12 protein-coding genes are annotated in these 14,075 nt (G+C 68.2%); 4 read left to right on the forward strand and 8 right to left on the reverse strand.

Features of this window, described 5'->3' with window-relative positions; translation table 11 throughout:
• Window positions 1–8: 8 nt before the first annotated feature.
• On the reverse strand, window positions 9–467 hold the full coding sequence (locus O5M90_RS17280) for a hypothetical protein (RefSeq protein ID WP_269839716.1): 459 nt from the start codon (window positions 465–467) through the stop codon (window positions 9–11).
• Between the two features lie 309 nt (window positions 468–776).
• Here O5M90_RS17280 and O5M90_RS17285 point away from each other — a divergent pair, with 309 nt between their 5' ends.
• Entirely contained in the window at window positions 777–1,931 is a 1,155-nt protein-coding gene (locus O5M90_RS17285; RefSeq protein WP_269839717.1) for a hypothetical protein, read from the forward strand.
• A gap of 135 nt (window positions 1,932–2,066) precedes the next feature.
• Here O5M90_RS17285 and O5M90_RS17290 read toward each other — a convergent pair whose 3' ends face one another.
• The 4 genes from O5M90_RS17290 to O5M90_RS17305 all read right to left on the reverse strand — a co-directional run bounded on the left by O5M90_RS17290 (window position 2,067) and on the right by O5M90_RS17305 (window position 5,430).
• Window positions 2,067–2,483, reverse strand: a complete 417-nt coding sequence (locus O5M90_RS17290) for an excalibur calcium-binding domain-containing protein (protein WP_269839718.1) — start codon at window positions 2,481–2,483, stop codon at window positions 2,067–2,069.
• Window positions 2,484–2,631: 148 nt separating this feature from the next.
• Window positions 2,632–3,975, reverse strand: a complete 1,344-nt coding sequence (gene argG, locus O5M90_RS17295; protein WP_137944263.1) for an argininosuccinate synthase — start codon at window positions 3,973–3,975, stop codon at window positions 2,632–2,634.
• Window positions 3,976–4,011: 36 nt separating this feature from the next.
• The gene (locus O5M90_RS17300) at window positions 4,012–4,620 is read right to left on the reverse strand and encodes an IMPACT family protein (RefSeq protein ID WP_269839720.1); all 609 of its coding nucleotides are present in this window, start codon (window positions 4,618–4,620) and stop codon (window positions 4,012–4,014) included.
• Window positions 4,621–4,656: 36 nt separating this feature from the next.
• Window positions 4,657–5,430 (reverse strand): substrate-binding periplasmic protein, encoded by a 774-nt coding sequence (locus O5M90_RS17305; protein ID WP_269839721.1) that lies wholly within the window; start codon window positions 5,428–5,430, stop codon window positions 4,657–4,659.
• A 74-nt stretch (window positions 5,431–5,504) separates the two neighbouring features.
• Between O5M90_RS17305 and tgt the strand changes: the two genes are divergently transcribed.
• Complete coding sequence (tgt, locus tag O5M90_RS17310) at window positions 5,505–6,632, forward strand: tRNA guanosine(34) transglycosylase Tgt (protein ID WP_262972084.1); 1,128 nt, start codon at window positions 5,505–5,507, stop codon at window positions 6,630–6,632.
• A gap of 16 nt (window positions 6,633–6,648) precedes the next feature.
• Entirely contained in the window at window positions 6,649–7,143 is a 495-nt protein-coding gene (locus O5M90_RS17315; protein ID WP_269839722.1) for a hypothetical protein, read from the forward strand.
• Window positions 7,144–7,200: 57 nt separating this feature from the next.
• Here O5M90_RS17315 and O5M90_RS17320 read toward each other — a convergent pair whose 3' ends face one another.
• From O5M90_RS17320 to O5M90_RS17330, 3 genes are all read right to left on the reverse strand, one after another.
• Window positions 7,201–7,896: a PEP-CTERM sorting domain-containing protein gene (locus O5M90_RS17320; protein ID WP_269839723.1), complete on the reverse strand. Its 696-nt coding sequence runs from the start codon at window positions 7,894–7,896 to the stop codon at window positions 7,201–7,203.
• A gap of 24 nt (window positions 7,897–7,920) precedes the next feature.
• The gene (locus O5M90_RS17325; RefSeq protein WP_269839724.1) at window positions 7,921–10,089 is read right to left on the reverse strand and encodes a PhoX family protein; all 2,169 of its coding nucleotides are present in this window, start codon (window positions 10,087–10,089) and stop codon (window positions 7,921–7,923) included.
• Window positions 10,090–10,233: 144 nt separating this feature from the next.
• A complete protein-coding gene (locus O5M90_RS17330) occupies window positions 10,234–12,072 on the reverse strand; it encodes a S8 family serine peptidase (RefSeq protein ID WP_269839725.1) in 1,839 nt (612 codons plus the stop codon).
• A 195-nt stretch (window positions 12,073–12,267) separates the two neighbouring features.
• Here O5M90_RS17330 and O5M90_RS17335 point away from each other — a divergent pair, with 195 nt between their 5' ends.
• Window positions 12,268–13,962 carry a secretin N-terminal domain-containing protein gene (locus tag O5M90_RS17335; RefSeq protein WP_269839726.1) on the forward strand — a complete coding sequence of 565 codons (1,695 nt, stop codon included), beginning with the start codon at window positions 12,268–12,270 and terminating at the stop codon, window positions 13,960–13,962.
• Window positions 13,963–14,075: the final 113 nt, after the last annotated feature.

The following is a 14,075-nucleotide window of genomic DNA, read 5'->3' on the forward strand; positions in this document are numbered from 1 at the left end:
GCAGGCCCTCAGTCGTCGATGCCGCAGCCGACCGGCTGCCCGGCCTGGAAGTGCACCTTCCAAACGGCCTCGCTGTCACCGTTCGTGAAGGTGATGGTGTAGACGCCCTCGGCCAGATGGTGGCCGTAGGACTCCAGGCCCTGGACCCGGAAGGCCTGCGGGTCGGCCAGCCAGTCATCGATGTCCATGTTCTTGCACAGATAGTCCTGGGCGAGCGGCGTCAGCTGCCAGAACTCCCGGTATGGCGGTCGCAGCAGATCGAGCATCGCTTCGGCCGGGTAGGTCCCGGCCGAGCCGGCGCCGAGATGCAGGCGTGCCGCGCTGCCGGCCTCGGGCCGCGCGATCTCGCCCACCCAGCCCTCGGCGTCCTCGTCCCAACGCAGCAGGCCCAGCGTCGGATCGAGCAGCGGCGCCAGCGGTTCTTCGGCGGGCCGGTGCCCGAACAAGCGATTCAGCAAACCCGTCATGCTCGTCCTCCTCAAGGTGTGACCCTCGCGACGGACAGTATGGCCACCTGCGGCATGGCAAGGAATCACCCTTTGGGGTTGTTGCATCGAAGAGTCGGGGTCAGGTCTTGAGCGAGGATGCGGCGACAACCTGGCCTGGTGCTGGCGCTCCATCACACCGAAGTTTCTTGTGAAATGGGAGGCCTGACCCTCTTCCCGGAAAATGCGAAAACCCGGTCTGGTCTGCAGATCCAAACCTCAGCCAGCTGCCAGTCCTTCAAGCCTGCCCATGAGTTTCCTGTCAACACCGAGGCCTAGCGAGTGCAAGCAATGAAGCAGTGGCCACTCGCCGGCCCTGGCCGGCCTCTTCAGGCGCTGTTGTCTGGCGCGCTCCTCTGTGTGCTCCTCAGCGCCTGCGGCAACGGCAGCCTTGCAAGAAAACCCGAAGCCGACCGAGGAGATGCCGCACCATTCGACCATGCGTCCATTCATGTGGTGGGCCGTGTCAGGCAGCATCGCGATGCGGTCGAGTACAGCTGGCCGGGCATCTATTTTGAAGGGCGCTTCGCCGGGTCAGCGATCGGCCTCAAGTTTGCCGACAGCGGCAGTCATTTCAATATTGAAATCGACGGCCAGCACAAGGAAGTGATCTCTGAGCCTGGCAACCGGACCGTCTGGGTGCAAGGCCTCGGCGGCGGCGAGCATCGCATCAAGGTGTTCAAGCGAAATGAGTCGGCCCATGCCAGCGGACGCTTTTTCGGCTTCGAAGTTCGACCTGGCGACAAGCTGCTGCCTGCTCCAGGACCTCGTGCGGAGCAGATGGTCTTTATTGGCGACTCCCTGACGCTCGGCTATGGCAACGAATCGATCAAAAGAGACTGCACCGATGCGGAGGTTTCAGCCTCTACCAACAGCGCCTTGTCCTTTGCCGGCTTGACCGCCAAACACTATGACGCCGAGCTCCACCTCAATGCCTACGCCGGTCTTGGCCTGGTGAGGAACTATGCAGACGGGTTCCCGGGCACCGACTACCGGACCTATGCCGGCAGAACCATCCTCCACGATCCCCTGAGTGTGTGGGTCAAGCCCGAACACTGGAATCCGAGCGTGGTGGTGGTGACGCTCGGGGGGCCCGACTTTGCATCCATCGATGACAGCAAGCGATGGAATATGGGGACGCTGGCGCCGAAGTTCGAAGAGGCCTATGTTGACTTCCTGAGTGCACTCAGAAGCCAATACGGAAGCCATGCATTGTTCGTGCTCGGCGTTCCTGAAACGGCCGATCCTCGCCTGCGGGACAGCGTGCGCGAAGTCATGGCCCGTCACAAGCTGGCGGGATATTCACGAGTCGACTACTTCGGCATTGACATGGCGGCCCTCGATGTCCAGGGCTGTCATTGGCATGCCTCCCTGCAAGATCACCGGGCAATTTCCAAGTGGCTGATCAAGGTCATTGACCGCTGGCGCCCGAAAGCATCCCACTAGGCTGGTCTGCGCGCTGGGATTCAAGTTGGGGGCCGGTGGGGCGGTAGGGGGCGGTGCAGTAGTGATCAGCTGCAGGTCACCCAGTTGCAAGAGCCTAGGCATTCTGGGAAATGGCAGGCCCGACCCTTAGCTTGCTCAACGGCATACATCGAGCTCGCAGGGCATGCCGTCCCTGTCGCCATCCATCTTCACCCCAGGGCAATGGGCCAGAAAGTACTTGGCCTCGGCGCAGGACTTCATCTGCGAGCAATGCTGCCTACCATCGCATCGGAAGCCGGTGAGGGCGGCTGGCGACGCGGGTGCGCTGGTGGTCGTGGCAAGCGGCGTGCTTGTCTTCGTTGCAGCAGCAGCGCGGCGCTGCTTCTCTTGGGCATTGAGTTCCTCCACCGTCGGCGGCCTGCGCACCTGGCCTGTGGGACAAGGTCCTTGCTGGTAGCTGACCTGGCCGTCAATCACGCATTTGTTGGCTGGGGCGGCGAGGGAGTGGCTGGTGGCGAATAGCAGCAAGGCCATCGTCGCGCCAAGGCGCGCAAGGAGGGTGTGATGATGCATGGTCTGTGGGCGCAACGGTGGGCGTACATGCTGCTTGGGTTGCGCTCAGTATGCCGCCACGCACGCCAGGCCTAGGGCTCGCCTGGATCTCAGACGCAAACGGCCGCCCACAGGCGGCCGTCGTTCATTGCAGGGTGCGAACTGAAATTCAGTCCTTCCCGCCCCCCGTCAGCAGCTTCACGCTGCCTTCGCTCTGGCTGCCCAGCAGCCCGGTGGCGCTGTAGATGCCCAGCTTCTGGCGGGTGTCGATGATGTCCAGATTGCGCATGGTCAGCTGGCCGATGCGGTCGGCCGGGGTGAAGGCGGCGTCTTCGACCTTTTCCATCGACAGGCGCTCGGGCGCATAGGTCAGGTTGGGGCTGACGGTGTCCATGATGCTGTAGTCGTTGCCGCGGCGCAGCTCCAAGGTCACCTCGCCGGTGATGGCGCGGGCCACCCAGCGCTGGGCGGTTTCGCGCAGCATCAGGCATTGCGGGTCGAACCAGCGGCCCTGGTACAGCAGGCGGCCCAGCTTCATGCCGTTCATGCGGTACTGCTCGATGGTGTCCTCGTTGTGGATGCCGGTCACCAGGCGCTCGTAGGCGATGTGCAGCAAGGCCATGCCGGGGGCTTCGTAGATGCCGCGGCTTTTCGCTTCGATGATGCGGTTCTCGATCTGGTCGCACATGCCCAGGCCGTGGCGGCCGCCGATCACGTTGGCCTCGGCGAACAGCTCCACCGCGTTGGCGAAGGTGCGGCCGTTCAGCGCGACGGGCACGCCTTCCTCGAAGCGCACGGTCACGGTCTCGGCCTTGACGACCACGTCCTCGCGCCAGAAGGCCACGCCCATGATGGGCTTGACGATGTTCATGCCGGCGTTCAGGAACTCCAGGTCCTTGGCCTCATGGGTGGCGCCCAGCATGTTGCTGTCCGTGCTGTAGGCCTTCTCGACGCTCATCTTGTAGTCGAAGCCGTGGGCGATCAGGTACTCGCTCATCTCCTTGCGGCCGCCCAACTCGTCGATGAAGCTCTGGTCCAGCCAGGGCTTGTAGATCTTCAGCGCCGGGTTGGCCAGCAGGCCGTAGCGGTAGAAGCGCTCGATATCATTGCCCTTGTAGGTCGAGCCATCGCCCCAGATGTTGACGCCGTCGTCGCGCATCGCCACCACCAGTGCGGTGCCGGTCACGGCACGGCCCAGCGGGGTGGTGTTGAAGTAGGTGGCGCCGCCGCTCTTGATATGGAAGGCGCCGCACTGGATCGCGGCAATGCCCTCGGCCACCAGCTGCGCGCGGCAGTCGATCAGGCGGGCGATTTCGGCACCGTAGGCCAGGGCCTTGCGCGGGATCTCGTCGTAGTCGCTCTCGTCGGGCTGGCCCAGATTGGCCGTGTAGGCGCAGGGCACGGCGCCCTTGCCGCGCATCCAGTGCACGGCGGCGCTGGTGTCCAGGCCTCCGGAGAAGGCGATACCGACGCGGTCGCCGGCGGGGATCTTTTGCAGGATGGTTGCGGACACGATCAGACTTCTCGCGCTAAAGGAGGAGCCAGTATTCTAGGTGGCCGGGGCCTCGCCCTCGGGCGCCAGCCAGCCGATGCGGCCCTGGCCCGATTCACCCAGCCGCGCGACCAGCGCCGCCGCCGCGTCTTCGGCCAGGCTGAACTGCAGCTCCACCTGGCTGCCATGGCGCATCTCCAGCAGCTGCGCGCCGGCGGCCTCGAGCTCGCGGCGCAGCAGGCCTTCCATCGCATAGGGCAGGGTGCAGCGCAGCGTTTTCAGCTTGAGCAGCGGCACCTTGTCGGCCTTCAGCAGGGCCTGCGCAACCGCATCGGTATAGGCCCGCACCAAGCCGCCGGCGCCCAGCTTGACGCCGCCCCAGTAGCGCACCACGGTGGCCAGCACGGCGTCCAGGTCCTGGTGGCGCAGCACCTCCAGCATCGGCCGCCCGGCAGTGCCGCCGGGTTCGCCGTCGTCATGGGCGGCGCTCTGGCCACCGGCCAGCAGGGCCCAGCAGACGTGAACGGCACCCGGGTGCCGTTCACGAAGTTCTGCGACCTTCGCCAGCGCCAGCGCCCGGTCCGCGCAGGGCTCGACCCTGCCGATGAAGCGGCTCTTCTTGATGATCAGTTCGCTGTCGACGGGGTGGGCGAGGCTGGAGGGCATGGCGGCATTGTCCCCGCCCGTCCGTTCGGCGATCGATCAGGGCTTGCCGGCCAGCAGCTCGCCCAGATGGCGGCGCTTGAGCGCGGCCAGGCTGCCGTCGCGCTGCATCTCCAGCAGGGTCTGGCGCAGCAGCGCGCGGTCGGCCGCCGAGACGCGCTCGCGCGACAAGGCCAAGGCGCCGACCGTGTGCTCCTGCGGCGCATAGGGCAGGGCGGCAAAGGCGGCAAAGGCGCGGTCGTTGCGGCGCGCGGCGGCCAGGCTGTTGGCGCCCAGAATCATCGCGTCGGCGCGCTGGGCCTTGAAGGCGCGCATCGCGCTGGGCTGGTCGGGCGCCTCGACGACGCGGCCCTGGGCGCGCAGCGTGTCGACCCAGGCCTGCAGGCTCGGCGTGTGCACATAGCCGCGCACCACCAGCAGCTTGCGCCCGGCATCGGCCGAGAAGGCCGTGGTGCTGCCCAGTCGGTCGGCCAGCTCGGGTTGCAGCAGCACATACTGGCGCGACTCGATATAGGGCAGGAACTCGACCAGGCGCTCGCGCTCGGGCGTGGGCAGGGCCGAGACGGTGGCGTCGAGCTGGCCCTCGGCCAGCTGGGCCCAGATCCGCACCCGGGATTCGAGCCGCGTCTCGAAGCGGCAGCCGCTGCGCCGCGCCAGCTCCTCGACCAGATCCTTGTCCAGCCCCTCCCAGCGACCGTTCTCGCCGCGGTAGTACAGCGCGCCGTACTCGTAGAAGCCCAGGGTGTAAGGGCCGCAGGCCAGCACCGAAGGCAGGGCCAGCAGCAGCGTCATCGCCAGGAACAGGGTTCGCATAGGTCTGGTCTCGTTGGGCCGACTCCCTGGCTGGCAGTCTAGGCCCGCGCCCGTGCTGCGACAATCGCCCCATCATGCTGAAGTTCGACCTGCTCAAGACCGAAGGCCGCGCCCGCCGCGGCACGCTCACCCTCAACCATGGTGTGGTGCAAACCCCCATCTTCATGCCGGTGGGCACCTATGGCACGGTGAAGGGCGTGATGCCGCGCTCGCTCGAAGAGATGGGCGCGCAAATCATCCTCGGCAACACCTTCCATCTGTGGATGCGGCCGGGCCTGGACATCATGAAGCAGTTCGGTGGCCTGCATCAGTTCGAGAGCTGGAACAAGCCCATCCTGACCGACAGCGGCGGCTTCCAGGTCTGGAGCCTGGGCGAGATGCGCAAGATCAGCGAGGAGGGTGTCAAGTTCGCCTCGCCGGTCAATGGCGACAAGCTGTTCCTGACGCCCGAGATCTCGATGCAGATCCAGACGATTCTAAACAGCGACATCGTGATGCAGTTCGACGAGTGCACGCCCTACGAAAGCAAGGGCCACATCACCACCGAGCTGGAAGCCCGCAAGAGCATGGAGATGAGCCTGCGCTGGGCCAAACGCTGCCAGGACGAGTTCGCCAAGCTGGAGAACCCGAACGCGCTGTTCGGCATCGTGCAGGGCGGCATGTTCGAAGGCCTGCGCGATGAATCGCTGGCCGGCCTGGCCGCGCTGGATCTACCCGGCTATGCGATCGGCGGCCTGTCGGTCGGCGAGCCGAAGGCCGATATGCAGCGCGTGCTGGCCCATATCGGTCATCAGCTGCCGGCCGAGAAGCCGCGCTATCTGATGGGCGTGGGCACGCCCGAGGATCTGGTCGAGGGCGTCAGCCAGGGCATCGATATGTTCGACTGCGTGATGCCCACCCGCAATGCGCGCAACGGCCATCTGTTCACCCGCTTCGGCGATCTGCGCCTGCGCAATGCCCGCTACAAGACCGACGCCGCTCCGGTCGACGCGACCTGCTCCTGCTACTGCTGCGCCAACTTCAGCCGTGCCTATCTGCATCACCTGGACCGCTGCGGCGAGATGCTGGGCCCGATGCTGACCAGCGTGCACAACCTGCACTACTACCTGAACCTGATGAAGGAAGTGCGCGAGTCGCTGGACGCGGGCAACTTCGCGGGCTTCCAGAAGAAGTTCGCCGAGGACAGGGCGCGCGGGGTCTGAGACCGGCGCCGAGGCCATGTTCATCAAGGCCTTGATCGCGCCGCTGCGCTGGCTGGTCCGGCTGCTGCTGGCTCTGGCCATCCTGTTCGAGGAATGGGGCTGGGCACCGCTGCTGCGCGCGATGGCGGCGCTGGGCCGGCTGCCGCTGCTGCGGCAGATCGAGGCGGGCATAACGCGGCTGCGGCCCTATCCCGCCCTGCTGGTTTTCCTGCTGCCCAGCCTGCTGCTGATCCCGGTCAAGCTCGTGGCGCTGTGGCTCATCGGGCGTGGCGAGGCGCTGCTGGGGCTGGCGGTGATCGTGGTGGCCAAGCTGCTGGGCACGGCGGTGCTGGCCCGGCTGTTCCATCTGACCGAGCCGGCACTGCAAAGCCTGCCCTGGTTCGCGCGGCTGTATGCGCGCTGGGCGGCCTGGAAAGAGGGGCTGTTGCTGTGGGTGCGGGCCAGCCCGGTCTGGCGCTGGGCGCGGGCCTTCAAGCGGCGGCTGCGCCGGGCGTGGCGGCTCGGGCACTGACACCAACAAAAAAGCCCCGAGGCGAACCCCGGGGCCTGCGCGATCAGTTTTGAGTTCTTACTCGGCGCGGCGGCGGCGCACCAGCAGGCCGACGACACCCAGGCCGGCCAGCAGCAGCGCATAGCTCTCGGGCTCGGGCACGGCGGTCGTGAAGCTCAGGTTGTCCAGCACGATGCCGTTGCCGGCGACGCCGAAGCCGTAGATGTCGGCGGCGGCGCGCTGGAAGCCGAGGAAGCGGCCCTCGTTATAGCCGTCCCAGTCGGTGTCGACGGACACATTGAAGGACTCCAGCACATTGCCGCTCTGGCCATAGGCCAGCACGGTGAAGTTGTTGCTGATGCCGTCGATCTGGAACTGGTTCAGATAGGCGCCGACGCCGGCCACGCCGCTGCCGAAGCGAAAGCCCAGCTCGCCGCTGTTGCCGATGAAGCCGCTGGCGATGAAGTTGCCGTTGCCGGTGGGCGTGTCGACCAGGCCGTCGACCGGGTTGCCGCGGGCGCCCCAGAGACCGTTCTCGCCGAGGTCGCGGGCATTGGCACCGAGCTCGGTGAAGGGCGCCGAGGTGAACAGCACGGACGCGCCGACTTCGGCGCCGACGTCCTCGGGGCCGGTGCCGATCAGGCCGTCATAGCTGTTGAAGGTGATGACCTTGCTGTCGACCAGGCCGGCGTTGGTGTCGATGCGGGCCGCATGGGCGGGCAGCAGGGCCAGCAGGGCCAGCGCGGCGGCGGCCAGGGGGGTGTGTTGACGCATGAAAGTTCTCCTTGGAAGCTGGAATCAGGAACCGACGATGCCGCCGTCGTTCTTGGTGATCACGACCACGCCCGAGCGCGGGCGGCCGAAGGGCAGCGGGGTGACGCCGTCCGAGGCCAGGCCCCACTGGCTGGCGGGCCAGCGCGAATAGAGCTCGGGGTTGCTGGCCGGCGCGTCCTCGCCCGGATGCTGGATGCCGACGAACAGGGTCTTGCCGTCCGGCGTCATCGCGATGCCGGTGACTTCGGCGTTCGGCGGTGCGGTCAGGAAGCGGCGGGTGGCGCCGCTGTTGGGGTCGACGCAGACCATGCAGTTGGCACCGATATTGACCCAGTCGCCGGCGGCATTGCCGGCCTGGTCGGTCTGCACCCAGAGGCGGCCGAATGGGTCGAACCACAGACCGTCCGGCGCGCCGTAGTCGGCGCTGCCCTGCGGGTCGTCGACGATGGTGCCCTTGTAGTCGTTGGTGCCGGACGGATGCGGGCTCTTGCTGGTCTTGCTGTCGCCGTTCTGCACGAACAGGTTCCAGTCGAAGCCGGTGGCCAGCACGCTGTCGCCGTCCTCGGTCCAGCGGATGATGTGGCCGTAGAGGTTGTTGGCGCGCGGGTTGGCGGCATCCGGGGCCGGGCGGGCGGCGCCGGCGGCGGTGCTGCCGTCGGCCGCGTTGTTCGACACCGGGCTGGCGCCGCGGCGGTTGTTATTGGTCAGCGTGCAGTAGACCTCGATCTTCTGGAAGCCGCCGATGCGCGGGCGGGCGCCGGTCCACTCGGGGCGGTCCATCATCGTCGCGCCGACCGCGTCGGCGGCCATGCGGGTCTTGATCAGGATCTTGGCCAGCACCTCGGCATCGTCGGCGCCCTGGAAGTGCGGGTTGTCGCGCAGTGCCTGGCCGTTGACACCGATGGTGCTCGGCAGCAGCGCGATCCACTGGCCGCGCAGCGTGGCGTCGAAGCGGGCCACATAGAGCACGCCCTGGTCCAGCAGATCGCGGTTGGCCGCGCGGTTCTTCGGGTCGTACTTGCCGGCGCTGACGAATTTGTAGATGTACTCGTTGCGCTCGTCGTCGCCCATATAGACGGCCAGATGGCCGTTCTTGTCGACCACGTACTGGGCGCTCTCATGCTTGAAGCGACCCAGCGCGGTGCGCTTGACCGGCACGCTCTTCGGATCGTAGGGATCGATCTCGACCACCCAGCCGAACAGATTGGGCTCCTTGGGGTTCAGCGCCAGATCGAAGCGCGGGTCCTGCTTGTCCCAGGCATAGCCGAAGCCGGCGGCGACCACGCCGTAGCGGTTGTTGATAGCGGCCTGCTCGCCACCGGGCATCGCGCCGGCGGTGCCGAAGTTGCCGTTGAAGTTTTCTTCGCAGGTCAGGTAGGTGCCCCAGGGCGTGATGCCGTTGGCGCAGTTGTTGATCGTGCCGTAGGCAATGCGGCCGTCGCTGAGTTGGCCGCTCGGCACGGTCTCGGTCGGCTTGATCAGGTACTCGTTGGACTTCAGCAGCGCATGGCCGGCGGCCGGGCCGGAGATGCGCATCTTGCTGTTGGCCGTCAGGCGGCGGCCGTAGGGCGAGTTCTTCACCACCATCCAGCGGCCGTTGCGACGGCGCGCCTCCAGGATGGAGACGCCGTGCGCGGCCTGCGACTTGCGCACATGCTCGATGCTGGCGCCGGGCACGCCTTGCGGGGTCAGGATTTGCTCATGCGTGTATTCGTTGTTGGCGCACAGCAAGCCGCGGTCGCTGACCGGCTTGCCGTCGGCGCCGGCGAAGGGCATGAAGGCCATGCCGTCGGTGTGCTCGCCGTACTGGCGCTCCTGGTCGGCGGCGCTGTTGCTGGCGTCACCGGCGAAGGCCGGGCCGCCGGCCACGATCGCGTCGCCCCATGCGACGAACAGCTCGGCGCTGTAGCCGGCCGGTACGGTGACGCGGTCGGCCACCGGCGCCACCATCGCGGGCACGCTCTCGAAGCCGATGCCCGGGAAGCCCAGGCCAGGCGCCACCGGTGCGGCCTGCACCGTGGCGGTCAGGCCCGACAGCGTCAGGCCGCCGGCCGCGCTCAGCGCGGTGGCGCTGACCGAACCCTTGACGAACAGGCGCCGGCTGTCGTCGACGGCATCGATGACCTCGTGGATGGATGCATTGCCGGACGGGTTGAGCGTCTCGTCGTTGCGCGGATGGTTGATGCCCTTCATGCGTAGCTCCTGCCTGGTAGGTGGGGGTGTCGGGCCGCCCAACGCGGCCTGCAACAGCCCACTATGCGAGGCGCCAGCGACGCGCTAATGACGCGGCAGAGCCGTTCGGCTCATGCGCTCACCCCCTTGCATGCGGGGTCGGACTCAGCGCTTGGGGGTGCCGTCTTGCTCGCGCCGCCGCCGTGCCAGGCCCAGCGCTGGCAGGCTCAGCGACAGAGCCAGCAGCCACAGCGGCGAGCTTGCACCGCCACCGCCGCCACCTTCAGGTGCCGGCGCCGGCGCCGGCGCCGGAGTGGGCGTTGGCGTCGGAGTAGGGCTCGGCGTCGGTGTCGGCGTGGGGGTCGGTGTTGGCGTTGGCTCCGGAATCGGCTTGCTGCCTTGCAGCGCGCCGCAGCTGTCCAGCGCGGCGCCGCTGAGGCTGGCCGGCGTGCGGGTCGGGGCGGTGTAGCTGGCTGGCGCCTGGGCATAGCGCAGCGCCTGCTCGGCGTCGAGCAGGCCGGCGCCGCAGCTGCTGGTGCTGCAAGTGCAGCGGCTCGGATTGGCAGCGCTGCAGGCGCCCAGCGCGGCGGCCACGGCATGCGGGCGGGCGCTGATCTTCAGGCCGGCCTCGACCTGGGCCAGGGTCAGCGCCGGATTGGCGGCCCACATCAGCGCGGCCGTGCCGGCCACCTGGGGCGCGGCGAAGCTGCTGCCGCTGACGGCGCCATAGCCCCAGCCGCCGGCTTGCACAGCGGTCGTGCCCTTGTTGGTTGTCGAGGCGATGCCGCTGTCGGCCAGCAGGCTGTCGCAGGTCTTGCCGCTGTCGGCGTCGCCGCCGGTGGTGGCCAGCTGGATCTCGCTGCCGAAGTTCGAGTAGTAGGCCTTGAAGCCCTGGCGGTTGACCGCCGCCACGCCGAACACCCCGGCGCAGTTGGCCGGCCGGCCCACCGCGCTGCGCAGATTGCCGGCCGCCGCGACGATCATCACGCCACGGCTGCGCAGCTCGGTAATGGTGTCGCTGTAGAGCTTGGCGGCGGCGGCCACATCGGCATTGGCGTCATTGACATTGCAGGAGTACAGGCCGGCGAAGCCGATCACCAGGATCTTGGCCGGCGTCGGGTTGGCCGGCACGCCCGCCACCGGCAGGCCGGCGGCCCAGCGCATGCCGTCCACCATATCGGGCACGGCGGCACCGCATTTGCCCGACACCCGCACCGGCAGGATGCGGGCGTTCCAGTTGATGCCGGCCACGCCGGCGGCGTTGTTGGTCACCGCGCCGAGCTGGCCGGCCACCAGGGTACCGTGCCAGCTGCTTTTCGGGTTGACGATGCAGCCATCCCACAGCGTCGGGTTGGCATTGAACTCGGCCTGGGTCAGCGCGTCGCCCGTATCGTCGGCGCTGTTGCTGCGGCCGACGCCGTTGTTCGCGTACTCGGCCTTGCTGACGAAGTTGTAGCCGGGCAGGGTGTTGGCCTGCAGGTCCGGATGGGCCGTCAGGCCCGAGTCCAGCACCGCGATCACCGGGTCGGTGCTGCCCTTGCTGATGTCCCAGGCCTTGGGGAAGCCGGCCAGGCCGGCGCTGCCGGCCGTCGCGGGATCGCCCAGCCACCATTGCTCGCTGGCGAACAGGGTGTCGTTGGGCACCGCCGCGCGCTGCTCGCGCATCTGGCCCAGCACGGCCTCGACCTCGGGCTCGCGGCGCAGCGCCGCCGTCAGCCGGGCGAGCTGGGCCGCGTCGAGTCCACCGCGGCTCTCCAGCACCCACCAGCCCGAGCCCAGCGGCCGGACCTGGTGCAGGCCGTGCGCGCGCAAGAGCGCGGGTGCCGGCTGCGGCGCATGCAGCTTGACGACCAGCTCGCGCGCCAGCGGCGCGGCCAGGGCTTGCTGGGCGCGCTGCGGCGCCAGCGCGCCGCTGAGCATCGCGACGGCGGCCGCCGCGATCAGCGTGGGAACAAGGCGGGGCGCGATGGCGCGCAGCGAAGAGGGGAGGTGTCGGGTCAGCATGGACGACACCCTATTGCGCTGGCGTGAACAGCGCGTGACAGGACGGCGTCGCGGCGAAGCGTTGGTGGCCTGTCATCGCAACGTCACCGGCGGCGCCCAGCATGCGCAGTTTCGGCGAATGCCCCCAGCCCCGTGCGCTCCAGACCTCTTGTGCTGCCCTCATGCCTGCGCCGGGCCTGTCTCGCGCTGCTGCTGATGTGCGCCGTTCTGGCCTGGGCCGCACCGGCCGCGCAGCAAGGCCTGGCGCTGAACTTCCGCGACACCCGGCTGGGCGCCGTCTTCGAGACCCTGTCGCGCCACAGCGGTCTGAACTTCGTGTTCGATCAGGAGGTGCGCAGCGACACCCGGCTGTCGCTGTCGCTGCGCCATGCCAGCGTCGACGAGGCCCTGCGCCTGATCCTCGCGTTGCAGCAGCTGGAGCAGAAGTGGCTGACGCCCAACACGGTGCTGATCTACCCGGCCACGCCGGCCAAGCGGCGCGAGCATCAGGAGCTGCAGACCCGCAGCTTCTATCTAAACAGCGCCGATCCCAAGCAGGTGCAGGCCTTGCTGCGCGGCCTGCTCAAGACCCGCGATCTGGTGGTCGACGAGCGCCTCAACCTGGTGATGATGCGCGACACGCCGGAGACGGTGGCGCTGGCCGAGCAGCTGATCGCCGGCCTGGACCGGCCCGACGCCGAGCTGCTGGTGGAGCTGGAGCTGCTCGAGGTCGCCAGCAGCCAGAGCAGCGAGCTGGGCATAGACTGGCCCAGCTCGCTGCAGCGCGGCCTGGCCGGCGATGTCAGCCGGGTGCCCTGGGGAGCCGGCCGTGAGCTGCTCAGCAGCATCGCCAACCCGGCGCTGGTGGCCCGGCTGCGCGGCAATCGCGAGCTGGCGACCCTGATCGCGAAACCGCAACTGCGCCTGCGCAACCGCGACAAGTCCCGTATCGAGCTGGGCGGCAAGCTGCCGGTGTTCGGTAGCAGCGCCAGCCCGGACATCGGCGTGACGACCAATATCAGCTACCAGGACATCGGGCTGAAGCTGGCGCTGCAGCCGCAGGTGCAGTCCGATGGCGAGGTCGTGCTCAAGCTCGATCTGGAGCTCAGCTACCTGCTGGCCGAGGTTCGCTCCGGCGGCAACCCGCCGGCCACCGCCTACCGCATCGGCCAGCGCAGCACCAGCACCGTCGTGCGTCTGCGCGATGGCGAGACCCAGTTGCTGGCCGGCCTGATCGGCGACAGCGAGCGCCAGACGGCGCGCGGCCTGCCCGGGCTCTCCGGTCTGCCGGTGCTGGGGCGTCTGTTCGGCGTCGGCGAGGACAGCCGCAGCAAGTCCGACATCGTGCTCTTGATCACGCCGCGGCTGCTGCGGCTGGCGCCGCTGTCCGGCCCCGAGTTGCTGCGCCTGGCCAGTGGGCGCGATGCCGATCCGGGCGCCGCGAGCCTGCGGCTGCGGCGCGGCGTGGTGGCGGCCTCGGGTGCGCCGTCCGGTGGCGGCGCCGAGCTGGTGCCGGAGACTGCTGCTGAGGCGAGCGCGGACGGCAACGGGGTCGATAGCGAGGCCGACAGTGAGGCCGTCGCCGAGCTGCAGACCAGTGGCAGCGCGGCGGTCGGCGAGACCCTGTCGGTGTCGCTGCACAACAAGTCCTTCCATCTGCTGCGTGGCGAGTTGCGCTACGACCTGAGCTTGTTCGCGCCCGCCGAGGGCGGCGCGGCGGCCAACACCGGCAGCGTCGCGTTCGAGCTGCCGCCGCAGGGGCAACTCTCGCTGCCGCTGCGCGTGCACTCGGGTGCGGCCGGCGTCAGCTCGACGATCGAGGTGCTCAATCTGCGCGGCCGCAATGCCGCCGGCGATGCGCTGCCGGCGCGCGTGGAGGGCGACGGTCAGGTCGAGATCCGGGCCGAATGAAGCGGGAGTGAGGCGTTCGGCCCATGCCGGCGCCTGCGCCATGAGCCGAACGGCCTATCTGCCGGCATTCCCTTCAACAGATGGTCATCAGCGCTCTTTACATTGCGCAACAT

The sequence above is a fragment of the Paucibacter sp. M5-1 genome (genome assembly GCF_027498415.2).
Taxonomy (GTDB): domain Bacteria; phylum Pseudomonadota; class Gammaproteobacteria; order Burkholderiales; family Burkholderiaceae_C; genus Roseateles_E.

Coding starts and splice junctions, on each gene's coding strand:
- O5M90_RS17280 (WP_269839716.1), bottom strand. CDS start 467: ATGACGGGTTTGCTGAATCGCTTGTTCGGGCACCGGCCCGCCGAAGAA.
- O5M90_RS17285 (WP_269839717.1), top strand. CDS start 777: ATGAAGCAGTGGCCACTCGCCGGCCCTGGCCGGCCTCTTCAGGCGCTG.
- O5M90_RS17290 (WP_269839718.1), bottom strand. CDS start 2,483: ATGCATCATCACACCCTCCTTGCGCGCCTTGGCGCGACGATGGCCTTG.
- O5M90_RS17300 (WP_269839720.1), bottom strand. CDS start 4,620: ATGCCCTCCAGCCTCGCCCACCCCGTCGACAGCGAACTGATCATCAAG.
- O5M90_RS17305 (WP_269839721.1), bottom strand. CDS start 5,430: ATGCGAACCCTGTTCCTGGCGATGACGCTGCTGCTGGCCCTGCCTTCG.
- tgt (WP_262972084.1), top strand. CDS start 5,505: ATGCTGAAGTTCGACCTGCTCAAGACCGAAGGCCGCGCCCGCCGCGGC.
- O5M90_RS17315 (WP_269839722.1), top strand. CDS start 6,649: ATGTTCATCAAGGCCTTGATCGCGCCGCTGCGCTGGCTGGTCCGGCTG.
- O5M90_RS17320 (WP_269839723.1), bottom strand. CDS start 7,896: ATGCGTCAACACACCCCCCTGGCCGCCGCCGCGCTGGCCCTGCTGGCC.
- O5M90_RS17325 (WP_269839724.1), bottom strand. CDS start 10,089: ATGAAGGGCATCAACCATCCGCGCAACGACGAGACGCTCAACCCGTCC.
- O5M90_RS17330 (WP_269839725.1), bottom strand. CDS start 12,072: ATGCTGACCCGACACCTCCCCTCTTCGCTGCGCGCCATCGCGCCCCGC.
- O5M90_RS17335 (WP_269839726.1), top strand. CDS start 12,268: ATGTGCGCCGTTCTGGCCTGGGCCGCACCGGCCGCGCAGCAAGGCCTG.